At 42.0% G+C, this 26,288-nt stretch carries 25 protein-coding genes and 1 pseudogene; 10 read left to right on the top strand and 16 right to left on the bottom strand.

Annotated features, from left to right (window positions below; all coding sequences use genetic code 11):
• The first annotated feature begins 21 nt into the window (after window positions 1-21).
• From ACZ5A8_RS09855 to ACZ5A8_RS09845, 3 genes are all read left to right on the top strand, one after another.
• Window positions 22-1,188: a tRNA (guanine(10)-N(2))-dimethyltransferase gene (locus tag ACZ5A8_RS09855; RefSeq protein WP_464533646.1), complete on the top strand. Its 1,167-nt coding sequence runs from the start codon at window positions 22-24 to the stop codon at window positions 1,186-1,188.
• A 126-nt stretch (window positions 1,189-1,314) separates the two neighbouring features.
• Window positions 1,315-1,977: a MarR family transcriptional regulator gene (locus ACZ5A8_RS09850; protein WP_464533644.1), complete on the top strand. Its 663-nt coding sequence runs from the start codon at window positions 1,315-1,317 to the stop codon at window positions 1,975-1,977.
• 49 nt (window positions 1,978-2,026) lie between these two features.
• A complete protein-coding gene (locus ACZ5A8_RS09845; protein WP_464533642.1) occupies window positions 2,027-2,722 on the top strand; it encodes a DUF2110 family protein in 696 nt (231 codons plus the stop codon).
• A 165-nt stretch (window positions 2,723-2,887) separates the two neighbouring features.
• Here the strand turns inward: ACZ5A8_RS09845 and ACZ5A8_RS09840 are convergent, their stop codons facing one another.
• Window positions 2,888-3,628 (bottom strand): V4R domain-containing protein, encoded by a 741-nt coding sequence (locus tag ACZ5A8_RS09840; protein WP_464533641.1) that lies wholly within the window; start codon window positions 3,626-3,628, stop codon window positions 2,888-2,890.
• A gap of 426 nt (window positions 3,629-4,054) precedes the next feature.
• On the opposite strand from ACZ5A8_RS09840, the gene ACZ5A8_RS09835 reads away from it, so the two are divergent.
• Entirely contained in the window at window positions 4,055-4,813 is a 759-nt protein-coding gene (locus tag ACZ5A8_RS09835) for a PspA/IM30 family protein (protein ID WP_322225975.1), read from the top strand.
• Window positions 4,814-4,817: 4 nt separating this feature from the next.
• On the top strand, window positions 4,818-5,096 hold the full coding sequence (gene pspAA, locus ACZ5A8_RS09830) for a PspA-associated protein PspAA (RefSeq protein WP_229392169.1): 279 nt from the start codon (window positions 4,818-4,820) through the stop codon (window positions 5,094-5,096).
• Between the two features lie 272 nt (window positions 5,097-5,368).
• On the opposite strand, the gene ACZ5A8_RS09825 is transcribed toward pspAA, so the two are convergent.
• From ACZ5A8_RS09825 to ACZ5A8_RS09815, 3 genes are all read right to left on the bottom strand, one after another.
• Window positions 5,369-5,818, bottom strand: coding sequence for a universal stress protein (locus ACZ5A8_RS09825; protein WP_464533639.1), 450 nt, complete (start codon window positions 5,816-5,818; stop codon window positions 5,369-5,371).
• Between the two features lie 416 nt (window positions 5,819-6,234).
• Window positions 6,235-8,337 carry a CHASE4 domain-containing protein gene (locus ACZ5A8_RS09820; RefSeq protein WP_464533638.1) on the bottom strand — a complete coding sequence of 701 codons (2,103 nt, stop codon included), beginning with the start codon at window positions 8,335-8,337 and terminating at the stop codon, window positions 6,235-6,237.
• Window positions 8,338-8,701: 364 nt separating this feature from the next.
• Window positions 8,702-10,483, bottom strand: a complete 1,782-nt coding sequence (locus ACZ5A8_RS09815; RefSeq protein ID WP_464533636.1) for a histidine kinase dimerization/phosphoacceptor domain -containing protein — start codon at window positions 10,481-10,483, stop codon at window positions 8,702-8,704.
• A gap of 898 nt (window positions 10,484-11,381) precedes the next feature.
• Between ACZ5A8_RS09815 and ACZ5A8_RS09810 the strand changes: the two genes are divergently transcribed.
• A complete protein-coding gene (locus ACZ5A8_RS09810) occupies window positions 11,382-11,771 on the top strand; it encodes a hypothetical protein (RefSeq protein ID WP_464533635.1) in 390 nt (129 codons plus the stop codon).
• Window positions 11,772-11,944: 173 nt separating this feature from the next.
• On the opposite strand, the gene ACZ5A8_RS09805 is transcribed toward ACZ5A8_RS09810, so the two are convergent.
• Window positions 11,945-12,100 (bottom strand): hypothetical protein, encoded by a 156-nt coding sequence (locus tag ACZ5A8_RS09805; protein WP_229392164.1) that lies wholly within the window; start codon window positions 12,098-12,100, stop codon window positions 11,945-11,947.
• A 177-nt stretch (window positions 12,101-12,277) separates the two neighbouring features.
• On the opposite strand from ACZ5A8_RS09805, the gene ACZ5A8_RS09800 reads away from it, so the two are divergent.
• Complete coding sequence (locus tag ACZ5A8_RS09800) at window positions 12,278-12,805, top strand: NTPase (RefSeq protein ID WP_464533633.1); 528 nt, start codon at window positions 12,278-12,280, stop codon at window positions 12,803-12,805.
• A gap of 265 nt (window positions 12,806-13,070) precedes the next feature.
• Here ACZ5A8_RS09800 and tnpC read toward each other — a convergent pair.
• The 6 genes and pseudogenes from tnpC to ACZ5A8_RS09770 form a co-directional block, all read right to left on the bottom strand.
• Window positions 13,071-14,498 (bottom strand): annotated as a pseudogene (tnpC, locus tag ACZ5A8_RS09795) (IS66 family transposase).
• An 819-nt stretch (window positions 14,499-15,317) separates the two neighbouring features.
• Window positions 15,318-15,458: a hypothetical protein gene (locus tag ACZ5A8_RS09790; protein ID WP_464533631.1), complete on the bottom strand. Its 141-nt coding sequence runs from the start codon at window positions 15,456-15,458 to the stop codon at window positions 15,318-15,320.
• Between the two features lie 566 nt (window positions 15,459-16,024).
• Window positions 16,025-18,280: a DNA topoisomerase I gene (locus tag ACZ5A8_RS09785; protein ID WP_464533630.1), complete on the bottom strand. Its 2,256-nt coding sequence runs from the start codon at window positions 18,278-18,280 to the stop codon at window positions 16,025-16,027.
• A gap of 89 nt (window positions 18,281-18,369) precedes the next feature.
• The gene (locus ACZ5A8_RS09780) at window positions 18,370-18,525 is read right to left on the bottom strand and encodes a hypothetical protein (protein ID WP_464533628.1); all 156 of its coding nucleotides are present in this window, start codon (window positions 18,523-18,525) and stop codon (window positions 18,370-18,372) included.
• A gap of 115 nt (window positions 18,526-18,640) precedes the next feature.
• Entirely contained in the window at window positions 18,641-19,111 is a 471-nt protein-coding gene (locus tag ACZ5A8_RS09775) for a TIGR00725 family protein (RefSeq protein ID WP_464533626.1), read from the bottom strand.
• A 182-nt stretch (window positions 19,112-19,293) separates the two neighbouring features.
• Entirely contained in the window at window positions 19,294-19,815 is a 522-nt protein-coding gene (locus ACZ5A8_RS09770) for a DUF367 family protein (protein WP_322223344.1), read from the bottom strand.
• Window positions 19,816-20,181: 366 nt separating this feature from the next.
• On the opposite strand from ACZ5A8_RS09770, the gene ACZ5A8_RS09765 reads away from it, so the two are divergent.
• The 3 genes from ACZ5A8_RS09765 (at window position 20,182) to ACZ5A8_RS09755 (ending at window position 21,971) form a co-directional block, all read left to right on the top strand.
• Window positions 20,182-20,304: a hypothetical protein gene (locus ACZ5A8_RS09765; RefSeq protein WP_464533625.1), complete on the top strand. Its 123-nt coding sequence runs from the start codon at window positions 20,182-20,184 to the stop codon at window positions 20,302-20,304.
• Window positions 20,305-20,378: 74 nt separating this feature from the next.
• The gene (locus ACZ5A8_RS09760; protein ID WP_464533623.1) at window positions 20,379-20,780 is read left to right on the top strand and encodes a hypothetical protein; all 402 of its coding nucleotides are present in this window, start codon (window positions 20,379-20,381) and stop codon (window positions 20,778-20,780) included.
• A 357-nt stretch (window positions 20,781-21,137) separates the two neighbouring features.
• Complete coding sequence (locus ACZ5A8_RS09755; protein ID WP_464533622.1) at window positions 21,138-21,971, top strand: helix-turn-helix transcriptional regulator; 834 nt, start codon at window positions 21,138-21,140, stop codon at window positions 21,969-21,971.
• 91 nt (window positions 21,972-22,062) lie between these two features.
• Here the strand turns inward: ACZ5A8_RS09755 and ACZ5A8_RS09750 are convergent, their stop codons facing one another.
• From ACZ5A8_RS09750 to ACZ5A8_RS09730, 5 genes are all read right to left on the bottom strand, one after another.
• On the bottom strand, window positions 22,063-22,641 hold the full coding sequence (locus ACZ5A8_RS09750; protein WP_464533621.1) for a FumA C-terminus/TtdB family hydratase beta subunit: 579 nt from the start codon (window positions 22,639-22,641) through the stop codon (window positions 22,063-22,065).
• Window positions 22,641-23,483 (bottom strand): fumarate hydratase, encoded by an 843-nt coding sequence (locus ACZ5A8_RS09745; protein WP_464533619.1) that lies wholly within the window; start codon window positions 23,481-23,483, stop codon window positions 22,641-22,643. Before ACZ5A8_RS09745 ends, ACZ5A8_RS09750 begins: the two co-directional genes overlap by 1 nt.
• A gap of 202 nt (window positions 23,484-23,685) precedes the next feature.
• Window positions 23,686-24,483 (bottom strand): DUF169 domain-containing protein, encoded by a 798-nt coding sequence (locus ACZ5A8_RS09740; RefSeq protein WP_464533618.1) that lies wholly within the window; start codon window positions 24,481-24,483, stop codon window positions 23,686-23,688.
• Between the two features lie 47 nt (window positions 24,484-24,530).
• Window positions 24,531-25,202 (bottom strand): flavodoxin family protein, encoded by a 672-nt coding sequence (locus ACZ5A8_RS09735; RefSeq protein WP_464533616.1) that lies wholly within the window; start codon window positions 25,200-25,202, stop codon window positions 24,531-24,533.
• Between the two features lie 224 nt (window positions 25,203-25,426).
• Window positions 25,427-26,068, bottom strand: a complete 642-nt coding sequence (locus ACZ5A8_RS09730; RefSeq protein ID WP_464533615.1) for a TetR/AcrR family transcriptional regulator — start codon at window positions 26,066-26,068, stop codon at window positions 25,427-25,429.
• Between the last annotated feature and the right edge of the window lie 220 nt (window positions 26,069-26,288).

The raw sequence follows: 26,288 nt of genomic DNA, 5'->3' as shown, positions 1-26,288 counted from the left end.
CCCAAAGTATAGCAGCTTTAGATGATCTGTAGAACCATAGTGGAAGGGACAACAAAAATTTCGGTTCCGGTCCCACCTCCGGATGCAAATTTCCCTCCCTCGGCAGCGCCGGTGTTCTATAACCCGGAGATGGAGCTGAACCGTGATATCAACGTTGCAGCAACTGCAGCATTTGTGGAGAGGCTTCTTTCAAGAAAAGATATAAAGAGAGAGGAGATCCGCTACGTGGATGCCTTTTCAGCATCTGGAATCCGGGGGCTCAGGATCGCAGGAGAGGTAGGGATCAATGCGACCATGAATGACTGGAGCTCCGAAGCCTTCGAACTGATAAAGGAAAATATAAAAATCAACGGGCTTGAAGAAAAAGCCCAGGCTACGCGCAAGAACGCTAATGTTCTGCTTCATGAGCAGAAATTCCATGTCGTGGATATCGACCCATTCGGAACTCCTGCGCCTTATCTGGATGCGGCTGCAACCTCGGCGCAGAGTATGCTCTCGGTTACTGCAACGGATACTGCGCCCCTCTGTGGAGCCCACCTTAACTCAGGGATCAGAAAGTATGCAGCGGTACCTCTGAACACGGAATACCACAGCGAGATGGGCTTAAGGGTTCTGCTCGGAGCCTGTGCAAGGGAGCTTGCAAAACATGAAAAAGGGATGACTCCCCTGCTTTGCCATGTTACGCGCCATTATGTCCGTGCTTATCTCGAAATCATCCCCGGGACCAAACAGGCTGACAGGACCCTGAAGTCCATGGGATTCAGTATTCACTGCCCCAAATGCGGGTTCAGGGGGCCTGTTTATGGGCTTGCCGTCCATATTGAGCGGGAATGCCCTGCCTGTGGGGCACTGACAAAGATCGCGGGTCCTTTATGGCTTGGGCCTTTCAAAGAACCGGAATTCTGCAATGAAGTGATTTCAGAGCTTGAAGCGCATCCTCTGAATACAAAAGATAAAGCCAGAAAAATAATTACATTCTGCAGGGATGAACTCGATATCCCTATGTTCTATGATCAGCATGTAATTTGCAAAGAACTGGGGGCTTCTGCAACAGGTATCGAGAGTCTCATAGAGGCACTTAAAGCCAGCGGGTTTGAAGCCTCAAGAACTCATTTCAGCGGGACTTCTTTCAGAACAGATGCTCCTGTAGTCGAAATAAAGAAAATAATCCTGGCACTTTCAGGATGAAAAGTAATACTCATCCGGGTACCAGAAGTAAAAAACTGTTCAAATATTATATAAACTATTAAAGAATAATAAACGCCTGAGCTCAGTTCCGGAAATAATCCGCTAAAAAAACTCTGTGTGATATTCATGCCCGACGAAGATGCAGAAAAGTTGTTTTTGCAGGAAAAACCCACGCTTGCACTGCTATTTATAGGTTCTATGGGAAAAACGTACGCTTCAGTTATTTCAAAGGAGATAGACTCGACATTTGCACATACTACAAGGATCCTTTCGAAGATGGAACAGTCCGGACTTATAAGATTCACATTCGAAGGACGGATAAAGTTTGTTGAACTTACCGAATATGGAAAAGAAGTGGAAACTGCCCTTGAAGAGTTCCGAAATATAATTGCAAAAGAGTCTCCTTCCAGAGAAAAAAGCCTTACCGCAAGAGAAGATGAAACAGCAGGGGAAGGCGAAGAAACTGCAGACAAAGAGCCCGAAGAACTGGAAGAAGAAGCTGAAAGTGAAAAAGCAAAAGAGCTTGGCCCTTTCAGTGCTGAAATTCTTGAGAAGATCAGGAATCTCAGAAATAAAATAGAGAGCATCTACAGGGAAGCAGTTGAAAAGGGACAGAGCAAGGAAATGGTTTCCAGAAAACTTGGCCCTTACAGCAGGGATGTCAAAAAACTGCATAACCAGATTGAAAAGGCAGAAATTCCTGTTGACGAGACAGTAATTTCAGCCCTGGATGAGACCGAAGGTCTCCTTGAATTTTACCTGAAGAGCTCAAAGCCGGAAAATACGTGATTCACGGCAGGTGCAGGCAGGCAAAAGAGAATAAATCGGCAGGAAGAAAATGAGAAAAGTTGTAACCCTCCAGCATATTTATGGAAAAAACCGGGAAAGAATGGCTGAACTCCTGAAAAACCTGGTTGAGAATGAATTGAAAGACCTTGAGGTAAAGGTTGAAGTTTCTATTACCCCGGAAAACTGGACAGAGTTTTCCCTCGACGGAGAAGATGAAGAGGTATCAGAAAATATCCTGACATCCAGGTACGGAACTCCTGTAAAAAAAGCAGAACATGGGAAAGTGTACATGGGTTTCCTTCAGGCTTTTCCGGAAGATGCTTTTATAATCAATATCGGCACCCCTGTGCGTGTTGAGGCTGAGGAACTCAAAGCCCTGGGCAACGGAAAGCCAAAACAGCTTGCATCGAGGTTCGGCCTGATTCCTCACCTGCCGGTCGAAATTGAAGTATTTGAGGCAAACAAAAAAACAAAAGCCCGCTTCACCAAAAAACAGCTTGACCTCTGGTGGAGCTGGAAAAAAGCAAGCACCGACAGGGTTATTGTTAATGGTGCTACTCGCTCTGAAATAAAAAGTGCAATAAAAAGGACAGGGCACGGCAGGGATATTTACGAAATCGAGCGCCTGGGGTTGCTTGAGCATGCAGTCATATGCCGCGAAAAGACAGACGGACCGGGAATCGTAGCAGCAATAGGCCCGCGCCTGAAATCCGAAATGGGAGTCGTAATCGGAGATTCCCGTTAATTTTCATTAACAACTGCCTTTCTGAAGGAAAAACTCAGCCTGGACCTGAAAATCAGGTTTTCCAGTAAACTTTTGTGAGGCAGTTTGCATTGAAGTATTTGTCTCTTAAAAGGCTGAGTTCCTGAGGAAAATAGTTATGTAAAGTTGTGCCTCTAAAAAAATAATTCATATTGTAATCTCAAAAAGACAGTGTGTGTGTCCGGTTCCATAGCATTCGGTTTCCAGGACCCCGCACTCTTCTCCCAGTTTTTCTTTAAGGACTCCTTCAATTATACCTTCTCTGAGGGCACAGAGAGGTTTTCCTGTAGCCGGCATGGACCTGGCCTTGAAGTCATCTTCAACCTGAAAAGCAGGAGAGTTTCCCATGAGAACAGAAACCTGACAGTCTCCATGAAACTCAATAAAGCTTGCAATTTCATTAAAAAGCTCTTCAGGGGCACTCGACTCAAAGTTAGATGAGAGATGCTTCCCAATGTCGATTCCAATCATCCTGACAACAGGGGCATTGTTAATTCCATATGCTTCAAAACCAAACCGCAGCGCATAAAAAAGGGTCTCCATAAAGCGGAACCTGTCGTTTCCATTTGTGGCAACTGTTTCCAGAAGGCTTCTGTAATGCCCGATGAACGGCTTCTGAGAGCAGCCCATGTAATGAGAGGTCAGGGAATAGATCTTCTTGCGCCGGTCTTCAGGATCAGAGTTTTCTTCAACCAGCTCGCATGACCTGAGGTTATTAAGATGAACGGAAATGGTCGATTTAGCTTTTGCCGTGTGTTTTACAATCTCATCAAAAGACTTTGGCTCTTCCCTGAGCAAATTCAGGATCTGGAGTTTAACAGGGCTGCCTATGGTTATGAGCCCTTTTTCGGTATAAAAGAATTCAGTCTTATTCTCAGGTTTTGCCATAATATCTTTAGATAAGTTGTATTTTGAATATATAAAACGTTCGCGTGACTACGAATAATCATGTACTAAATATAATAATGCAGGCATAAAAATATAGAAGACCGGTTCAAAGGGAAACAGAACAAAATGAAATAAAATAAGTGAAATAAAGTATCGTAAATAAAATCACGTATATAAAATAACCGAAACAAAATAAACTGAAATAAAATCAAATCGAAATAGAATAAGCTTGAGTAAAATAAACTGAAATAAAATAGATTACGGATAAACTAAAAATATAACTCCAGCCAAAGGATATAGGAAGAAAAGGGTGCTGCGAGAAAAAGTGCCAGAAAGGTTTTCAAAGAACCTTGCTCCAATATCGTGAGTAAACAAAACGTCAGCCTGATTATAGAATTATTTTTGAAAAATTAACGGGGAAAACACATGGGATTGATCTCAAGGATGGAAATGGTATTCAAGTCCAAAATGAACAAAGTGCTTAACAGAATGGAAGACCCCAGGGAAACTCTCGACTATTCATATGAAAAGCAGCTGGAGCTGCTGCAGAATGTAAAGAAGGGTGTTGCAGAGGTGACAACTTCTAAAAAACGCCTCCAGCTCCAGAGGGCAAAACTGATCCAGAGCAATGAGAAACTTGAGAAGCAGGCAAGAGATGCAGTTGCAGCTGACCGCGAAGACCTTGCAAGGCTTGCCCTCGAGAGAAAGTCTGCCCTCCAGCAGCAGGTGGATGGGATTGACAGGGAAATTATTGAACTCGAAAAGCAGGAAGAAAAGCTCATTGCCTCGGAAAAGCGCCTTTCTACAAAGGTCGAGATCTTCAGGACAAAGAAGGAGTCCATTAAAGCCCAGTATTCTGCGGCTGAAGCCCAGGTGAAGATAAACGAGTCCGTCACCGGGATCAGTGAAGAAATGGCAGATGTGGGACTTGCACTTGAAAGGGCTGAAAATAAGACCGACGAAATGAAAGCCCGCGCCGAGGCAATTGACGAGCTTATGGAAGCCGGCACACTCGAAGACCTCACAGGCAGCAGGGACGATATCGAACGTGAACTTGCAAAAATCAGCACCCAGACCAGTATCGAATCAGAACTTGCGAAACTCAAAGCCGAAGCAGGGAAAGGATCTGAAAAAACGAAAACAGGGGAAGAAGGCAAAGGTCCGGAAGAAAGAAAGGAGGTATAAAATGATGATAATCAGGATCATGGGTGAAGGACAGTACAGGGCGCCTGAAGCCCTCTGTGATGAATTAAATCAGATAGATAACAGAATTGTAGCCCTTGTTACAGAAGGAAAAACCGAAGAATTTCGGACAGAGCTTGCAAAGCTAATTTCAGAAATAAAAGGAAAAGGAGAAGCAATTGAAGCCGAAGAAATTCTGGAGTCCGATATTATCGTGCCTCCGGAAGACCTGAGCCTTGAAGAAGCAAGAGCCGTATTTAAGGGGTCAGGGATATTTGAAGATTAAGGAAATTCAATTTTAAGAAAATTCAATTTTAAGAAAATTCAATTTATGTAATAAGAGGGTCAGGAGTTTCTATATCGGGCCTTTAGGATACTCTATAACCTGAGTATATCTATTAGTCTGAAATTCCGATTCCTGACCCTTGAAAAAAGCAATTAGCAAAATACCAGGCACAGCCTCCAAATAGACTGTTTACTGGCCTGAGTATTAGCAATAAAAACTGTAAAAATAACTATCAGGTTTTCAAAGTTCTTTCAAAACCTAAAAACTTATAATCACCGTACAATCATTACAGGAACTTCTGAGTGCCTGAGAACATTCTCTGCCACGCTGCCGATAAGGAATCTTTTGACTCCTGTAATGCCCTGTGTGCCCATAACTATCAGGTCAATATTGCTCCCTTCTGCATACTCAAGAATCTTTTCAGCCGGGCTGCCTCTCAGATATACTGACTCTACTTTAACTCCTGCTTCTTTTCCAAGGTTTTCTACGTGGCCGGTTGCAACTTTTCCCTTATCTGCAAGATATTCTTCAAATGCCTCGGTCCAGCCCATAACCGTCCGCGCAGTGCCTGCGTGCTCGGTAGAAACAACATGCAGGGCATAAACTTCAGCCCCTGTTGCCCGCGCAATCTCAATTCCATAAAAAACTGCTTTTTCGGCGTTTTCCGAACCATCCGTTGCAATCAGGATTTTTTTGAAACGATTTTCACCCGTCTTATCCACTCCTTTATACCCTATATTAAAATATACAGGTATTAATATTAAAATTCATCCTGAACGGAAAACGAGTTCGCAAATAGGGATAAATCAGGGATGAGAATTAAAAATACTGCAACATGCGGTCTATTGTTAGTCAAATATCAAAAACTTTTTACAAGTCTCAAACGAAATAGCAAAAACGGAATGATATAAAAGGAACGATAAAAACGAAATAGTGAAAACGAAATAGCGAAAACGAAATAGCGAAAACGAAATGGTAAAACAGGAAAAATAAAACGATCCCTGATTAATGGGTCTGATATTGCCATAAAAGGGAGCAAACACTACGGAGTAAATACTCTCACTGTCTGAAAAACACTCCTCCAGGTTATGGAAGCAATTTTTCTTTTTACTCAAAAATTTATATGTTTTTTTCAATTTTATGCCTGCTCATTTTTCAGGTTACCTCCATGAACAATATCCCGGAATCTAATCGTAAATCTTGTGCCGTTTCCCCTTTCAAGATCGAGACTTCCATCTATCTGATCAACAAGAGCGTTCACGAGTTGCAAACCCAGGGACTCCGTATTTCTGAAATCAACGTTTTCCGGGAACCCTTTTCCATTATCTGAAAAGGTAAGCGTGAGATTCTCATAACTTCCGGATCCTCTTCCAGATCCGGCCTGGCTTTTTTCGAGGTCTCCAGCTATCTCTCTAAACAGGGCAATGTTGATCTCCCCTCCTTTCCCTGAAGGAAAGGCGTACTTCAGAGAGTTCGTAAAAAGTTCGTTGATTATAATGCCCAGAGAAACAGCGGTGTCAACCCCCAGAAAGATCCTGTCAACTTCAAGGTACACCTGGATTCCGTAGTTCTCTGTATTATATGACCTTAAAAGGTCTGCTATTAATTTGCGGATATAGGAAGAAAAATCGAGATAGTCAAGCTCTCCTGACTCGTATAATTCTTTGTGTATAAGCGATATTGAAACAATGCGGTTTTCGCTTTCCTTGAAAGCCTCAATAACTTTTCTATCACTGAACTTCTCGGCCTGCAGGTCCAGCAGAGAAGAAACTATCTGCAGGTTATTTTTTATTCTGTGGTTGATCTCTTTTTTTCGAAGCTGATCGGCTTTTTTGCTTTCAGTTATATCCCTGCAGGTTTCGAGAATGCCTATGATATTTTCTTGATCGTCGATCACTGGAATTGCCTGAATAACCCAAATTTTCCCGTTTTTTGAAGTAAACTCTAGTGATTTTTTCTCACCTGTCATGAAAACCTGCTCAAGCTGGAGATACTCAGCTAACGGGCAGTTTATATCCGGGGCAGCTTTTAGAAAAATCCCGACAGCCTTTTCAAAGCTAATCTGCATATGTTTAAGGGCAGCTTTGTTTGCCCAGATAATTCTAAACTCAGGGTTTACAAAAATAACCAGCTCGTCGAGCGAGTCGAGCAGAACCTTCTTTTCACGCTCCTGGGCTTTTAACTCCTGTTCTGTAAGATCCATTTCGTTTAACATCCTGTTTATCTCTCTTGACAGGCGGTAGAGTTCATCATTATCCTGCAGTGGCAGCCTTCTGGAAAGGTCTTTTTCAGATCCGATTTTTGTAATAAAGCTGTCAATTTCAGTTAGCCTGGAAATAAACAGCCTGTCAAGGGAAAACTTAACTCCAACCCCTGTCATTAGTCCTGTCAGAAGCAGGAAAAAGTACATGTAATTAAGGATTTTTTCGCCGTGTAAATAAAGTTCTCTTGGAAAATCCGCCCTGACAATCAGGGCAGGCTGGTTCTGAATATCCCTTAGCCAGAAATAACCTGCGATCTTTTCCTCACTCAAAGGCTTGACCATAATGTTATGGATTTCACCCTCCTGCTCTTTCAGTGTATTTTCATTTATTGTCTGAAAATCCGAAGGCAGCTCTTCATCTGTCCTGTACACCAGAAGAGAAGAGCGGGTAACTTTTTTAAAAGAATCAAGGAGTTTGTCGTCAAAGTATCTTCCGAATATTAGAGTGCCTTTTGAAGGTCCTTCATATTTTGTTGTGAGAATAGGGTGGCACGCAATAAACATGGGATCTTCATCAAGCAAAACAAAACCGCTTATTGAATCGTCCTCGCCTTTTGTAAGAAGACTTCCGTTTTCTATCATTGCAAGAAGCTCCATGGGTACAGGACTTTCTTCCGAGGTACGGATATCCACAGACTTTACATAAACCACTTCTCCGGAATCATTAACAAAAATCATGACATTAACATTAATCCCGGCTAGAGTCTGATTCTGGAGGTTTATGTCTATATACTGCTCGTTCGTGTCTTCAATAAACCGGTAGGTATCATCCCAGCAGGCCCAGTCCTGGACAATATAATCCAGATAACTCTGTTCAGTATTAATGGTATTTTGTACCCGCTCCACATTCTCTAGTGTATCTTGTTGTTCGAGCTCTAAAAAATTAGAGAGCTGCATATTGTGAGTAAACGTAAAAGCAGTAGTAAGAACGGCAAAAATAAACAGAGTTATTATGAGAACTTTTTTGCCAATATCCATTACACATACCCCCTGATTTGAAAATTAAAAAGAGTTCAATACCCGTATTCCAGACCAATATACAACAAAGGGAGAAAACTATATAAAATTTAGGATAAATATAAAATATATTGGAAAGATAATTTTATTCTGTCTTTTATTTTAATTAGGAAATTCTGTATAAAAGTTGCACTGAGCTTAAATACAAAATAACAAAAAATTATTATATTTCCTGGCGATCAATTGTCTGGTTTTCTTTGCGTCAGGATATTCTCTACCTTTTCCGAGATGGCAGGATCCGAAAAACGGTACCTCATCTAATAGATTAGCATTCCTGTAAAAGATTATTTTTAAAGGTTATCATAGATTGCCGGTCAGACCTTTCTCAGCCTGTTTTCAGAACATTATCCCTGAATTTGATCTTAAATTTCGCGCCTTTCTTTCTTTCCAGTTCAAGGCTGCCTTCGATCTGGTTCACAAGGGCATTTACAAGCTGTAAGCCAAGAGATCCCGGGTTTCTGATATCAAGTCCTTCAGGAAAACCTATCCCGTTATCTGCAAAAACAAGAGTAAACGGTTCATGCATATCCTTACATTCATTGGGAGTCTTCCGGGTAGGGACCTTACCTGAGACTTCCTTTTCATTTAGTGCTTCTCCGTTTCCTCCCCCAAAAAGTCCGACGTTTATTTCTCCTCCTCTGCCCTGGGGAAAAGCATATTTGATAGCGTTGGTGAAAAGCTCGTTGATTATAATGCCCAGAGAAACTGCTGTGTCAACTCCGAGAAAAACTTCTCCCACATTAAGGTTTACCCGGATAGCTGAACTCTCGGTACTGTATGATGTGCGGAGATCGGTTATTAACTTGCGGATATAAGACGAGAAATCAAGAACATCAAGGTTTCCTGATTCATAAAGTTCTTCGTGTATAAGCGACATTGAAATGATTCGGCTTTCACTTTCCCTGAAAGCCTCGATAACCTTTCTGTCACTGAACTGTCCAGCCTGCAGGTCAAGCAGGGAAGAAACTATTTGCAGGTTATTTTTAATCCTGTGGTTGATCTCTTTTTTTCGGAGCTGCTCGGCTCTTGCAAGAGCTTCTTCTGCAGCCTTCCTTTCGGTAATGTCAATGACAACTCCCTGTAAATGAGTCGCTCTGCCCTCTGCATTCCTCTGGATAAAAGTCCTCTCATCTACCCAGCGCAATTCCCCTCCTTTTGTGAAGATGCGGTACTCCATTTTGAAGCCCTCACATTTATCGTCAATGCAGCGGGTAAGCTGTTCAGTAACATTTTTTATATCTTCTATGTGGACTATATCCCCGTAAAGGATCCTTCCGGATGTGAAGTCTTCAACCTCATACCCGAACTGGGAGATATTTTCAGACACGAAATCAGCGGGCCATTTTTCCTCATTTTGCCATAAAAATACGACTGCAGGGCTGTTATTTATGACTGTCCAGAGCACTTTCTGTACTTCGAGGGCTATTCCCAATGCCTCTTCACTTTCCCTGAACATACTGCAGATACCGGGCATCATCCCGAACTCCTCTGAGACACCCGAAACCTTTCCATTTTTCCTTTTGTAGATAGCTGTAAGCCCCTTTGGAATTACTTCTTCCAGCTCATTCATTGAATACCCTGAGATTTTTCTATCGGGAGAGTAAGCAGCTTTCCCGGTGAAAAGCTCACTGCGGTCCTGAAAAGTCTGGCTTACATCTTTAAAATAAGCTGGATTCGGAACTTCCTTGAGCAGAGATTCTAAAAAACCTATCCTGTCCTGAAGCTCCGTATCAATTTTTTTACATTTCTGGACTTTACGGACCAGAGCCAGGACATACCTCAAAAAACGTACTTCTTCGGGGGCAAACTCATTCGGTCTGGTTCTGTAAAGCGTTACAACCACATCGGTTTTTCCCTGGCTTCTTACAAAGGCACTGATCCCGCCTGCAAGCTTATCTAACTTATCAGGCTGTCCAAAACATCCGATTTCCTGAATAGAAGGTTGATTTTCCGGAGAGTCAATATAGTCGTGAAAAAACTTGGAAATTCTGCAGAATTCTGCTTTGAGAGCAGAAGCTACCATCCCTGCAGTCCGGTCCATCAGGGCTTCAGAAAGCGCCCCTTGCTGTTTTTCCTGCGTAGATAATGTTTTCTTTTCTGCATTCATGGAAGTAAAGCCCACTCTGTAGATGTGTATATATCTGTTTTCCGTCGGTATAGGAGTGATAAGTATCCTTTTTTATTCCTTTTTACTTCAATGTTTAAAGCTTCTTTCTTCCTGTCTTCTCTCCAAATAGAAAGAAGAATTTGCAAAGGAAGAATTTGCAAAGGAAGAATTTCCAAAGGAATAATTGACAAAGAAATTTTTTGTCATATTTTTATTCTCATATCCCTATAAATGGGGTGCTTCGTTTGGAAGAGTGCAATTCCATCTTTTCAAGCTACCATAGTAGCTCCCATTATAGAATAAGGGTTTTTAAAGAGTAGGTGACGCATTCTATTGAGTCTTACTCTTCCATAGTTCCTACTTGAGGCTTACTCTTCTATAGTTCCTACTATCCATATTTCCTGCAGTAACAACTATACCTGACTCTCCCCGCCTGCTACAGAATTACCTGTTGTTGTGTGTAGATATTGGTGGATCTGCATAAAAAAGATTTCAGGCAGAATATATTTATTAATGAAGTAATAAATTAAACTCCTTAAATAGAGAAAGATATTTAAGCATATGCCGGGAAAACAGGTCAGGTGCTGAGAACTTCCCTTTTCCCTGCGAATATCCTATTTTATACGAAAGTATAGAATAGTTTTTATGGCTGTCTCTTATCTTTAATTAGAAAAACAAATTGCAAGGAATAAGAGTCTGATAAAAGCAGAAATCCTACTCGAATTTAAAGTTCCACGAATTTAAAATTCTTGTCGTTTGAAGTTCTTCCTCGTTTAGAATTTTTTACCTTTTGAGTTCATCATAAAGAACTCTTTATTATATAGAATTCTTTACTATTCTGATCCATATGGATTTTTTAATCGGAAATAAGGTTTTGATAAAACTCGGGTGATCAAAATTGTCAAAAAAACAAGTGTTGCTTATATTACTTCTAACAGCAGCCCTCATGGCTTCAGGCTGTATGGGCGAGGACGGAACAAAACTATCAATTTCAGGTAATGATACCGAAATAAATATCAGCCTCTCCGAGCAAGCCGAAGGCAACAGGTGCCCTGTCGGTTCCCAGGTCCAGGTTAAAAATCCAACCACCGGAAGAGTTCTGAACATGACAATTACCGGCACTGAAGAGTTTGAAAACAAAACCTTTTGCAAAGCCGTGATAGAATCCGGAAGCGAAGAAAATACTACCAGATTCGAGTACATGTGGTCACAGGACACAAATACCACGGTATGGACAAAGTACGATGAGGACGGACAAATATCATTGAAATACATACGCAGGAAATAAATGCATCTGTCCTGTTTTCCAATTGCGTAAATTGAATAAACCTGGATAAAATCAATCCAGCCTAATGATACCTGGCAATTTTTGAGAAATCAAGCATATAGCCCGGCAGTATACCCCATCTTTCGGGATGGGGTGGCGAAAGTAGTTTGATTTCAAGTGAAAAATCGTAAATTTTATTCCAGTTTTTCTCCCTCGACGTAGCATCCGAAATAGGTATTTTGTTCTACTTTCTTAAGAACACTGTTTATGCTTTCCAGCGTGGCTTCTATCTTTTCCATTCTCTTCTCGATTTCCTGCAGTCTGGCAAGAACTTCCTGGTCCATAGTCACAATTCCATCTCCTTATGTGTATACGAGAACTAGTATAATAGAAGTTTTTAATGTGTATTCCAGTATATTTTACAACGTTCTTATAATCAACGCAGGATTGTACTGCTGGCTGATTTAAATAAAATCACGTCTATTTTTTTCTGTAGAAAGGAAACAAAGGTATGGAAAGATGAGATTATGCTGAGAATTGCAGTAACTGGCAGTCCGGGCGTTGGAAAATCAACAGTCGTGGCAAAAGCTGTCGAAAAACTTGGCAACCAGCCTGGTTTCAAGGTAGGCGGCATCCAGACAGTTGAGATACGAAAGGAAGTACGGAGGGAAGGTTTTTCGATCATGGACCTCGCGACAGGAAACTCAGGAACCCTTAGTCATATTAGAGGCAGTGGGCCCAGGTTTGGAGAATATCATGTCAACCTGGAAGATCTTGAAAGAATAGGAGCAAGCGCCATCAGGAATTCCCTTTCCTGCGATTTAGTGGTGATCGATGAGATCGGGCCTATGGAACTTATTTCCGAGCCTTTCGTTTCTGCGGTTGAGAAGGTTCTGGAATCAGATAAATCTATTCTGGTTGTACTGCACCATTCAAGCAGGCACCCGCTGGTGCAGAGGATTAGAAAAGAGTTTGAGATTTTGACGGTTGACAGGGAGAACCGGGATGGATTGCCTGAAAGAATCGCAGACTGTCTCCTCAGAGAGCTGGGATGAAACTAATTATTCCAGAAGTGGGTATTGCTGGTCCAGTTCCGCTTCTGTTCTACTTCTGTTCTACTTCTGTTCTGCTTCTGTTCACATATTCTTCTGCAAGCCTGAAAAGTCTGAATAATTATAAGTAATTTCTTCAAATGGATGATTTCGCCGATAGCTTCCATGCTACCGATATTTACCTGCCAGAACCTTAAATTTAAGATATTTTGTAACTATTCAGCCACTGATAAAAAAAGTATATTTTTTCAGCAAAATGCTGTAATTCTCAGGATAATAGCGGCGCTCTGTTGAGCGCCGCAAGAATAGCATCTATAACATTGAAACCATTCTTTTTAATTGTAGAAATGTAAGCTCTAATTCTGCAGAAAGCTTGCGCTCCTTGTATGGTTCTGAAAGTTCCTGATATTTTCTGCTGTAATTTCATCATTCTGATGTCTCTTTCTGCCTGGTTATTCTCAAATGGAACTCCCAAATCAGTGAGGAATCTCAGGATCTGTTCTTTGTTTCCTATAAACCTGTCAAGTAAGTTCCTTGCTTTGGTTTTTGGGTTTTTACCACGTTTTCCCTGTTTCTCAGGATTTTGAGAAGGTGGATTTTCTTCAATCCCTTTAATGATGATAGCATTGAACCTTTCTTCCAATGCTTTAATTTGCTCAAAATCCAGATATTTGACTTGCTCTCTACACTCATCAGTATATTTTTTCATTTCTGTTAACAGTTCATTCATCTCTTTAGCCCAATGCTGTTTATAGTTATCCTCAATTCCAGTAAGTTCTCTCTGGAGATGAGCGTTGCAAAGAGCATGATCACATTCATAACCGTTATAGGGTTTCCATCCATCATGAACTGCTATTCCTTTAAATTCTGGAAGAATTCCCATATCATTTATTGCTTCTGATCCCCTTTTTGAGTGAGCAAAATAACAGGTGTATTTGTCATTAGAAGCTACATGAAGCCAATGTCTTTTTCCTTCAATTTTCATCCCAGTTTCATCACAATGGATAACAGGAGAAGCTAGTAACTTCTCTCTAATAACGTTCTCAAATTCCTCTAAATTCTGGAAACATTCTCTTTCTGCTTTAATTATAGTAGCAGGACAGATTTTTATCCCCATAACGTCATTAAAAAACTCACAAATCCTTTCATAAGGTATAAACTGGTAGTTTTTACAGTAAACAGCTGAAGCTAAGATATTAGGACCATACTGGACTGGATACTTTACTGATTCTGGAAAAACAGCTTTATTCAATTTTCTGCAGTGGGGGCAGCTCTTTATTTGACTTCGATGTTCTGTAACAATTAGATTTACAGGAGGAATGTCAAAAATCTGTCTTCTCTCATAAGTTTCAACTTTAACATTCTCGAGAGTATATCCACAATCTTCGCAGCAGGTCAAAAAATGTTCAATTACCTAATCAGGATCATTAACCATATCAAGAGTTGTGCCTGGATGACCTTCTTGACCTCCGGGTTTCCTGTCACTCTTTTCACGGCGACTCCTGGGATTAGGTTTCTCTTTAACAAAATCAGTAGAAGGAGGTTTACTGCTGTTTCTGCTGTTTTGATTTAACCGAGCTTCTAAGACTATCAATCTTTCAGTAAGTTCTTTAATCTGAGATTCAAGACTCAAAATGTAAGCAATAACTTCAGGATTTGAAGCACACAGAGCAAGGATCTCTTCACGTTTCATCAAGGAGAAAAATGATTCATTTTATATCCAATTTTTCCTCGTTTCGAGGAAAAATTGTGTAACCTTAACAAGATACCTGAATAGTTACAAATAAACAAATATCACTTCTCAATCTGTCGGTATTGTCGTCAAGCATGCCCGCAAATAGTACCTCAGTTTTCTCCCTATCCCGCCGCGCAGGGTTTTGGCCGGTCCGCCACTAACTAAGAAAAAAAGAAAGCTGAACATCCAATGCAATTAAAAGAAATCCAATACAATGGGAAAACAGCTACTTGATATGAAAAATCACTCTCTTACTTCAGGAGGCTGGGTTTAAATTCACAGGATTATAAGTGCTCTCTTCAGTTTGTGTAGCGGTCGTTCCCAAAAATTTCGGACGCCTCCGCCATCTTTCCTGGCGGCTCTTACCAAAAGGAAGAAAAGGGTGAAGGAAGAAAGAGGTAGAAGGAATAAGGAGTAGAATGAAAGAAATGTAGAAAGAAGAAGTCTAGAAATAATAAAAAGCAGTGCAAGATAACAAGTTTAGAATTTGAAATCAGGGAAGTGTAAAAGAATCAGTTTGTAGAAATTGGGATATAAATACAGATGCTCAACATTGAAACGAAATCCATTTTAGCACAGGTTGAAGCATTTGAATCAAGCGGCAAAAAAGAAGGATAGAGAGTAAATATCAGCAGTAGAAAGGACCTTGCTTTCACGACTTAAGATAATATCACAGATTGGAATACGTATAAAACTGTTTTTTAAATTTTGGATATTTAAGAATGCAAAAATAGTTTATAAATAAAATAAGAAAAGAAGGTCTGAGTTAAATATTCTTTTTTATTTTCCTTTTCTTTTCTTATCCTGTTCTTTTGTTTTGTTGTCCGGCACCTTAACTTCCTCAACTGGTTTTTGAACTTTGCCGTTAGTTTCCTTATCTATCTTATCTCGTTTTGCTGCTTTCTGTTTCTTGGTCGCCAAGTTGTAAACCTCTGGTAATCCTTTTTACAAATAAATAATTATAAAACAGTCAGATACTATATAAAGGTTCATCTTTCTTCAATCCGTTCTCATAGTTTCCTATAATTGAATATCTGAAATTCAGCCCCGGTACTTTATGAACAGCTGTACACTAAGGACGAGCAGATAGAAAAACTAAATAAGAGGATGCATAAGCAAGCGGTCCATGTTCAAGTTTGATACAGGAAAATAGCAGATTAAATAATTAAATATCAAGCTGCTTCAGGAGACTATGAAAAATAAATATCACTTTCTCTTTCTTCTGTAAAACAAATAGAAAATAAGGATAATCAAAATAAAGAACGCTGGAATGAGTAATTCTCCAGGTATTACTTGAGTAGTCATTATAACAGAAGAGCTTGAAACAGTGGACATACTGTTATTAAAGATTGAACAAAGTTAAATAATTTTTCCAAAAGTTCTCTTTTTTGTTCTCTTAAAAATACTTCAAAGCCTGGAAAAAGTTTTACTCTTTAAAATGAGCTCTAAAAATAAACTCAAATAACAAAGTTGATTGAGGACCTTTATTATAAGTCCTCAACTGTATTACCGCATGAGACCTGCCAGTTCTTAATCTTCTTTACGGTGACCTTTATGGTTTTTGCAAGCTCAATTGCATCGGCTTCAACAAGGGCTTCTATGCTATTTATTCCTGCATCCTCGAGTTTTCCTGCAGTGGCTTTTCCTACGCCTTCGATGTCTTTAATGGATTTGGGCCTTTCTTTTTTCGGCTGCTGGGCCTGCACTTCCTGCTGGGTTTTCTGCCATTCGATAAAATTGCACTGGGGGCAGCCAAGATCCCAGGCTCGTTTTCCCTGATTGATTATGCGGATATGGTGCAGCCCGTGAGTCTCACAGGATTTATCTGTGACAATTATCTGGCCACTCTTTGGCAGGGGCAGGGAGAAGGTGCAGTTAGGGTAATTGCTGCAACCTATGAAACGGCTTCCCCTTTTTGAGCGGCGGATCATGAGATCGTTTCCGCATAAGGAGCAGGTGCCTATGATTTTATCCTCTCTGAGGCCTGCTTGCAGGGACTCTATAATATTATCCCTGTTTTTGTCAAGTTCCGAAAAGACCTGCTTGAGCATCTCCCTGGACTCTTCAAGTACAGAATCTTCCTTGATTTTGCCTTCTGCAATTTTGTCCATGTTTTCTTCAAGCAACTTTGTCATGTCCGGTTTCGTAATCGTGGGAGAGTATTTCTCAAGAGTATCCATTACGGCAAAAGAGGCATTTGTAGGCTGTACCGGGTTTCCGTGGATATAAGCCCTGGAATAAAGCTTGCTGATAATCTCGTGACGTGTAGCTTTTGTGCCAAGCCCGAGGTCTTCCATTATATTGATCAGCCTGCCCTGACCGTAGCGTCCGGGTGGCTGGGTTTCTTTATCCAGCATTTCTTTCTTTATCACTTTCAAGCAATCCCCTTCCCTGAGTTCCGGAAATAGACGGTCTTCCGGGGCATTGTAAGGATAATACCAGCGCCAGCCGTGTTCCAGCAGCCTTGCTCCGTTTGCCCTGAACTCTTCCTCGTCGATATCGAGCCTCAGACGCATGGTCTCCCAGGTGCTTGGGCCGGCAAAGGTTGCAAAAAAGCGCCTGACCACAAGCTCGTAGACCTTCCATTCTTCTTCTTTTAAGTCATTTTTCTTTGCCAGGGAAGCAGGGTAGATAGGTGGGTGGTCTGTTGTTTCTTTTTTCCCGCGGGTAGGGACAAGTTCAGCTTTCTCAAGAAGGGCATTTGCATATTCCTTGAAAGGCCCTTCCTTAAAAATCTCAATTAGAGCCCTCAGGTCCAGAGTATCAGGATAGACCGTGTTGTCTGTCCTGGGATATGAAATGTACCCGTTCGTGTAAAGAGATTCAGCTATACGCATGGCGTTTGCGGGGCTGAGCCCTATTGAGTTTGCCGCGCTGATAAATCCGGTAGTATTGAAAGGAGTAGGGGGCTGGTCAATTTTCGTCCCTTTTTCTATCTCTTTTAATTCCGCTTTTTTTCCAAGTTTTTTGAATACCTTTCCAGCTTCCTCTTTGTCCAGGAAACGGCGGGTTGAGTGCTGGGCGGAAAAAGTTTCCCTTGATGCGGTTTCAAGTTCGGCATGGATTTCCCAGTAAGGGGTCGGGACAAAGATATTCCTTTCCTTTTCCCTGTCAACTATAAGAGATAGAGTTGGGGACTGCACTCTTCCTACGGAAAGGAACATTTTCCCGAGCCTGCCTGCTGCAAGGGAAATATATCGGGTAAGGGCAGCTCCCCAGACCAGGTCAATTACCTGCCTTGAGTGACCCGCGTCTGCGAGGTTAAAGTCAACATCTGTAGGATTTGCAAATGCAGCATCAATTGCTTTTGGAGTTATTGCACTGTAACGTACCCTGTCAAAAGGGATATCCGGGTTCACCTTCGTTATAATGTTCAGAGCTTCGACTCCTATCAGTTCCCCTTCCCGGTCGTAGTCAGTTGCAATGGTGACCCTGTCTGCTTCTTTTCCAAGGCTCTTTAAAGCAGTCACTATCTTCCGGTTGATCGGAGTTGTTGTAATCTCGGCGTCTATCAGGGCTCTGGCATCAACCTTCTGCCAGTTGTTGTACTCTTTTGGAAAATCTATCCCGACAATATGGCCGGAAAGCCCTATTACTGCAGTCTCCTGCCTGTTTTCGCCGGGTCCGATCTCGTACCGGTATACGTCTACTCCGCTGACTCTTTCCTTCTTGGGACTTTTTGGAGCCAGAATCGCAGCTATCCTCCTTGCTGCTATGTTCTTTTCCGTTACGATAAGGTGCATTTAAAACTCCGGTATAACTTTTCTTACATTTTGTGGAGGAATACTGGCGTACCCCAAAACTCCTGCCAGTCTGAGTCGAAGCCTGCCTCCTAATTCTTGAAGTTTCCTTTTGCAATATAAATTTTTGGATCAAATATTAAGATTTTCTGCCATCCATAACTAAAATCAGGTTCAGATATTCCTTTTTTGCCCGTTTTACTTTTTTGCAAAGCGCTTTTTGATCCGGTTTTTGCTCGAGGCTTCAAAATTCGTCTCAAAATTTCTTAAGTTATCTTATTCTTCATTGGATTCTTTTTATTCTTATTGGATTTTCTTATTCTTCATTGAGTTTTCCTGTTCTTCATTGAGTTTTCCTGTTCTTTATTGATATTTAATAAGTGCCAGAGCAAACTCTACAGCTTCCTGCGGGCTTCTTGCCCTCTTTACGCCTTCTATTTTCCATTTACAGTCGATCACAAGCACAGGTTTTCCCATTTTCAGCCCAAAGGCCATTTCCGAAAGAGTCCCGTATTCCCCGGAAACAGCAATCAGGGCATCCGAGGATTGGGCTATAAGGGCGTTTCTGGCATGCCCCATTCCACTGAGAATCGCTACGTCTATCCATGGGTTTGCGTCTTCTCTACAGGTTCCGGGTAAAATCCCTATGGTCACCCCTCCTTCCAATTTTGCTCCATGCGCTGCTGCTTCCATCACCCCACCCAGGCCTCCGCAGAGAAGAACAGCTCCTTTTTTTGCGATCTCTTTTCCCACAGCTTCTGCAAGGGATCTCGTCTCATTGCTGCAGGTCCCGGCTCCTATAACCCCAATCTGCTTTCTTACTGGTGCTTTCACTGTATATAATTCCTTTTAGCTCTTTTATTTGAGGTCCGGTCAGGTAGCGCCTCTGTTATCGAGTGGCTCCGATATAATTGCTTTTCTCTGGATGTAGCTTTTCTCTGGATGTAGCTTTTCTCTGGATGTAGCTTTTCTCTGGATGTAGCTTTCTCGTGCAGGTTCTCTGAATGTAGCCGCTCTCAGATGTAATGACTCTGGATTTCCACAATCTCGGTACTGTTTTTTGCAGTTGCGTATTCATCAAGAGGCTCCCTGTTCAGTTCAAGAAAGCTGTGCCCCCAGTTAAACTTGGAAAGGACCTTTTCTGCCTGCTCTTTGTGCCCCAGGATATAGAGGGCTGCTGCAAAGGCTTCTGCAGAGTTGAGTTTGAAGGGCCTTCCGAAGTTCACAGGGTTGCCTGCAAGAAGATATGGAAGAGCCCTGTGTTCAAGGTTCAGTTTTCCAAGCTCAGGAAAAATTCGTTCAACTTCTTCCCACGAGCAGTCAAGTACGATTATTCCTTTCTTAGGGTTATCAGCTGGCGACAGGGCTTTTTCCGCCATCGGGTCGAGCAGGATCGCTGAACGTGGCAACCTCTCCACCCTGTCATAAAGTCGGGCAAGCTCAAAACGAGCCATTTTTCTTCCTGTGCATTTTTTTGGGTCGCACTGTCCGGCATGGTAGATATAAAGGGGAATATCCCGGGGCTTTTCAGAATTCATCATTGATCCTCTGGAATGTGGGCTTTATATGTCTTACGTCTTTGCTTCTTCTCTCTGTTATTCACAAGTCCGCCAGGCCTGTTCCATAGAAATTCATTGGTCTAGCCCTCACCCGAAAATTTCCGGATTTTTGAGCCTTTTTAGCCGGAACGTTCTGGAAACGTTGCGCAAAAATTTCTGAATTTATTTATACACCTTACTGTTTATTCTATAAAATATTAGATATGTCAGGCTGTTTCATTCAATTTTTACTTTATTCAATGTTCAAGAAGATTTCAAACCGATATTTTCAGGGACCGCGGGGTTACTTCAGGCGCTTTTGTCCAGATGATTCAGACCCTTCTTATAGGAGGTTTCCTGTTCAGTATGGCTCTCTTCTTTCAGATCACCCTGGGCCTTAACGCAATGCAGACAGGCTTTCTCCACCTTCCCCTTTCCATACCACTTTTAATTGCTCGCTTACAGCATCCCGTTTATCTGCTCGCATAGCTCCAAAGCGCATTATCTAGGTTGGGCTACTCGTACTTATTGCAGGGCTTTTACTGGCTATTGCAACCATTTATGTGAAGGTTAGAGGGCTTGGCCTGCTGACAGGGTTTGCCTTAATAGGTATAAGTGCAGGCGTCATAGAATCCCAGATAATGAATCTCGTCCTCTCCCAGGTACTTCCTGAAAGAACGAGCGAGACAGCTGCCCTTATGAGCACTTCACCAGAACCTGGGCATGGCTATCGGGACTGCCCTGATGGGCTCCATCGTCATTGCGGGCCTGATGGAGGAGCCATTACTCTCACTGATGACAGTACTGTTATTCCGGAGGACCTCAAGCCCCTGATAATATCGGCAGTAGATGAGAATGCCCGCTTTTTAAGCAATGAAGAACTGACGGATATTCTGAAAGATGCCCTTCCTGACCTTTTACAGGAGATCGTGCGGATCAATGAAATCTCCGCATTCAGGGGATAAAAGCTTCCCTCTGGGGGCTGGTGATTTTTTCAATATTCGGAATTATTGTCTCGGTCTTTCTGCCACCTGAAATTCTGGTTTCTCCAGAAACAGAGCAGTAAAATAGCCAAAAGTTTAAAAAATCTGAAAAGATTTAAGGCTGGAAAAATTATTTCTGATATAGATCCCAGGATGAAAAATATTTTTTCTCTTTTTTATTCACTTTATTGAGGATAAAAACCTGTTTTCCCGTTTTTGTGGCAATTTTACTTAAAAAGCAGGACTTTTCTGCCAATTAAAGGTTCTGAGCCAGTTTATCCTGGAATTATAATATTTCGAATGAAAAATTATATATCCATAGTTTTTGCAGTAGAGTTGATGAGATCTTCCTTGATCACAGTTCTCCTGTCTTCCGAGAAGAGGACAGATCTGCTTTTGTTTCTAAAAGAGAAGCCCAGGACCATCGAAGAAATCAACTCCGAACTTGACACTAACTCTGTTGCTATCCTGCCCCAGCTTAAAAGGCTAAAAGAAAACGGGCTTGTGGTTCAGGAGGACAGAGCATACAGCCTCTCCCTTCTGGGGAAAATCCTTGTTCGAAGAATGGAATCTCTTGTGAAAGCTTTCAGGCTTCTTGAAGACAATTACGATTACTGGTCAGGTGTTAAGCCAGGGGGAGCCCCACTCACATTTTTTAAGTTAATGGAAGAACTTATGGCATTGATACCGGACAGCAGTCAGGACGAAGATGCTTCTTCAGCATACCAGAAAACGACTGAGGCTCTTTACAGCTCAAAACAGATTCTTCTGATCATTTCACATCATGATCTGCGCTATCCGGGCATCTGTGCAGAAAATGCAAAAAAAGGACTGAGGGTATCAATAATACTAACTCAATTAGTATTTGAAAAATTTATAGAAGAATTTAAAGGAGAGCTTGATACCCTGCTACTTCTTGAAAACTTTGAAATTTATGTGCTGAACGAGAATATCACTCCACCTACAATTGCTGTAACGGATACTATGGTTCTTACCTGCTTTTCTACCGGTAAAAGTTATGAAATTGAGAACAACACTATAGCCAGTTTCGGAGAAAAAGCCGTGAACTGGGGCCAGGAAACTTTTGAATACTTCAGGGTACTGGCCAAACCTCTGGCGCCCATGCCATCAAATCAGCTTCTTCTTCCAGATCAGAGGGGCGATTCTAAGTAAAAAGAAAATAGCTCTGAATTGTGCTCTTAGAACAGAATGCTCATGAATTATCGTGTATGAAGCAGTATTGAAAAGGAGAAGGCTGCCTTTTTTATTCTTGCATCCTTTCAAGCACTTTTTCAGCTTTTTCTCTTACCTCTGCAAAAATATCTTTGCCTTTTGAATCAATTCCTACAATAAGCGGCCCGAATTTTTCAACCCTGAGAACCCAGACAGCTTCAGGCATGCCAAGGTCAAGCCAGTGGACGGTTTTTACCTCTTTTATTAGCTCTGCGGCAAGGGCTGCACATCCTCCTGTGTATGCGAGATAGACGCACCTGTTTTTGAGTGCATCTGCAACGCCTTTCATTCCACCTTTTCCAATAATTGCCCTTACTTCATTGTTTTTCAGGAGGAGAGGAGTCATTCTTGACATCCTGCCGCTGGTTGTCGGACCTGCTGAAATTACTTTCCAGCCGGATTCGGTCTGCTGCATAAGGGGACCGCAGTGATAGATAACTGCTCCTTCAAGGGAAAAAGGAAGTTTTTCTCCTTTTTCTTCCATTTCGAGAATCCTTGCATGAGCTTCATCCCTGGCTGTAAGGATTTCTCCTGAGATGTAAACAATGTCTCTTGCATTGAGTTTCTCGATATCTTCTAACTTAAGCGGGGTCTGCAGATGATATTCCATTATTCTACCTCTCCGAATACGATTGAAGCATGTCTGTTTGCCCAGCACTGTATGTTTATGGCAACAGGGAGTGAAGCGGTATGGCAGTGTGCGGTTTTTACGTGTACTGCAAGAGCGGTTGTGCTGCCTCCGAGGCCCATACAGCCGATTCCAAGGGCGTTTACCGCGTTCAGAATTTCCTTTTCAAACTCGTTCATGGGGGCATCCAGAGGCTCAAGAAGGGCTTCTTTTGCAAGCCTGGCTACTGCATCAAAAGAACCTCCTATCCCCACACCTATTGTCAGGGGTGGGCATGGCATCCCTCCGGCGTTTACCACAGTCTCAAGCACGAAATTTTTGATACTTCCGGTTTCTGTGGGGTTAAGCATGCGCAGTGAACTCATATTCTCGGAACCTGCCCCTTTTGGGGCGGCAGTGATTTTTAATTGTTTTCCCGGAACCAGCTTCCAGTGAATATCCGGGATTCCTGATCCTGTATTATCCCCGCTGTTTTTGCGGCTCAGGGGATCCACTGCATTCGGGCGCAGAGGGACTTCGACTGTTGCAAGGGTAACTGCTTCCTTTATTGCAGCTTCAAGGTCAAAACCCGGCTGAAACTCGTTCCCGAGCTCGGCAAAAAAGATCATGATGCCTGTGTCCTGGCACATTGGAACAGCATGATTTTTTGCAAGCTCGATATTCTTCAGAATTGCCTGGAGCTGGGACTTTGCAACCTGATTTTCTTCTATGGCTTCAGCTTTTCTGAGCGCATCCACCACGTCATCAGGAAGCTCGATTTCTGCTTTTTGCAGGAGGTCTGCAATAGACCGGATAAAGGTTTCACGGCTGATTTTCGAAGGCAAAAGATCACCAAAATGGATAAGATAAATAGAAAATAAACATATGATAAATAGAAACAAACGCAGGAGAAGAGATTTTAATCCCGAACGCCTGGCGAATAAATCCTGAATTTTCTGGGAATTGCGCTCTTTGATTAAATAAATTCTTGTCCTCTGAACGTTCAAGGTACAGGTTTTGCTTTTACTTTTAATTTTATTGTTATTTTTATTTTCGTTTTTGCGGGTCTGCAGATTGTGGTTTTATAATAATACGTTTTTCAGGATATGCTATTCTTCCCCGTTTGCAGATAAAAGACTCTTCGAGGTCTGCTGCCATTTGCTGCGCGAGAGTTCCGGGGATGCCCATAATCATCAGGTCGGGTGGAAGCCAGGGGTTTCCTGTTGGGTCAACAGGTCCGACATAAGCTGAGGTTTCTGGCGCATTTTCTGCCATGCCCGCTGGAAAAGCGATCATCATGGAACAGACCGGTCCTCCGGGTATTATTGTTCTGAAGAAGGGATCAGAATTACTGAATTGAGCCAGCCCGCAAAGATTCCTGATCTGCTCAGCGCCCGCGAACAGGATAAAGGCTCTGACAGCCTCAGGTGCAACTTCGTCAGTGCACGGTGCAATGACTGTGTATTTGCCGTGAGGATTAATTTTCCCTGCGCGTTCTTTCTGCTCATCAAACAGCTCAGGAGTTGCTTTTAAGTGTTCGGCAGCACCTCCATGGAAGTCCGGCGTACCCACAGTCACGAAGTACTTCAGCTTCGGGTGCGGTTCAGCAAGTCCCATCCATACCAGTCCGCCAGCGCAGCACTGTTCGTGCCCGGCTTCAACATACAGGGCAGGAGTCTCATTAAAAAGGGCGGAAATGTAAACCGCCTTTGCCACACAGCGGTCTACAGTATACGATGGGACTGCACTCTGCGGGATCTCGTCTGTGGCATAAACACAGAGAGGGCGCAGTTGCAGCCTGCCGGCTTCTGTAAGCTTTTTCCCTATTTCTTCAACTCTTAACATCCCAGTTTTCCCCATAGAACCACCTTAAAAACCTTACATTGAAAATCTTATTCTTTGATCCAGCCCTTTTCCATCCAGTAATCACAGTTGTGCGTCCAGCGGTCTTTGTTGGCAAGGATGACATACTTGAACCGTGCTCGGAAGGCTTCATGTAAAGCTTCCTGTTCAGGGTATTGTCTTTTATCTTTTATCGCTTCAGCAAGGTCTTTTCCCATTTCATGCGATTTTTCAATTGCAGTTTCCATTGCTTCAGGTCCCCGTGCCACTGCACATCCCACTCCTCCGATAGAGTTGCCTCCGCAGTGTATCATAAAGTTATCAATAATGCCAAGGACAAAATCAAGCTCATCACTGCCTGCAGTTGTTAAGGAAAGACTGTATTTTCCTTCAAAGAGCTGTTCGTGAATAACAAGCGGACTCCTGTCAAAGACAGTCTTGAGCTGGGCTGTCACATTTGTTATGTAGTTAGGGCTGCTCCAGATTATGCCGTCTGCTTCCAGCAGTTTTTTCAGTAAAGCCTGGTAGTCATCTTTTATTGAGCACACTCCTGTCTCGTAGCATGAATCGCATGCGGTGCAGTATTTAATTTTCATTTTTGCAACATCAATAGACTCAACTTCAGCTCCTGCTTCTGAGGCTCCTTCAAGGGCTGCATCCAGTAATTTTAAGGTATTGCTGTTCTTGCCTCTCGGGCTTGATGATATTCCGACTATCTTCATAGTTTCCCTCTCTTTATTTTTTAAATTGGTGCAAAAATAACAATACGGTATTTGATTAAAACTTTGTTATCTTCTTTGCGGGAAGTTAAGAATAAAAACAAGCTTAAATTCATTATATGCCTGTAAGCTCTCTGGGGTTAACGGTTATTTAACCAATTTGCAGTTGAAAACCCCTCATTCTATTTGATGCAGAATAATTACTGCCGGGCTTGAGTCGAAAAAGTTTACGAATTTTTTTGATAACCCCATATATTAAGAGAGATATCAACCATCAGGTCGGTCAGGGATTTTTCACTCTTGATAAGAGATAGGGAATAGATTACATCGCAGATGATAATACCTTTTACCGCAATCCCCCAGTCCATAAGAACTTCAACAGGATCTTTGTCGCCTATATCAATGCCTTTGAAACGGCAAAAAAATTCAGCTACAGCTTTGTAATACTCGTTTTTAAAATCCATATTTTTGACTTCGTCCACGATCTCGCTGTCGAGCAGTGCAGTCATAATCAAAGCTTTTGTCAAAGAGCTGTTGTCTTTCCAGTACTGCTGCATATTGTTTATTACGTTTCTTATGTAGCCCGGGAAATCATTAAAATTGACATTTTCGGGCTTTTTTGTCATCAATAGCTCATCCGTGTATTGATAACTGATCTCCTTAAGGATATCAAACTTGCCTCCCGGGAAGTATTTATAGATCAGCCCTATACTCACACCGCCAGCCTCAGCTATATCCCGGATAGTCACATTTTCATAACCTTTTGTCTCTATCAGCTTACATGTGGCATCCTGAATAGAGCTAATCTTCGCCTTTTTGTCCCGTTTGACACTCTTCTGATCGTCCTGAACAGTCTTTTTAGCTGGCATATGAAATCACCTAGGTGAACATTGTTCAAAAGCTTTATTACTAAGTTGTATGTATTAACATCTCTTAAGTGAACATTGTTCATGAGCGTTATTGCCGACGGTCCGCATTTTTAGGCGCATAAAGGTCCTATGATATTGAATTATGCACTTAAAATATAAGCACATAATTTTTTGGACTGAATTTCAAAATCGGCATCACAATTGAGATTATATATTTGTA

This window comes from Methanosarcina subterranea, assembly GCF_055385895.1.
This window is presented reverse-complemented; position numbering and strand designations above follow the sequence as displayed.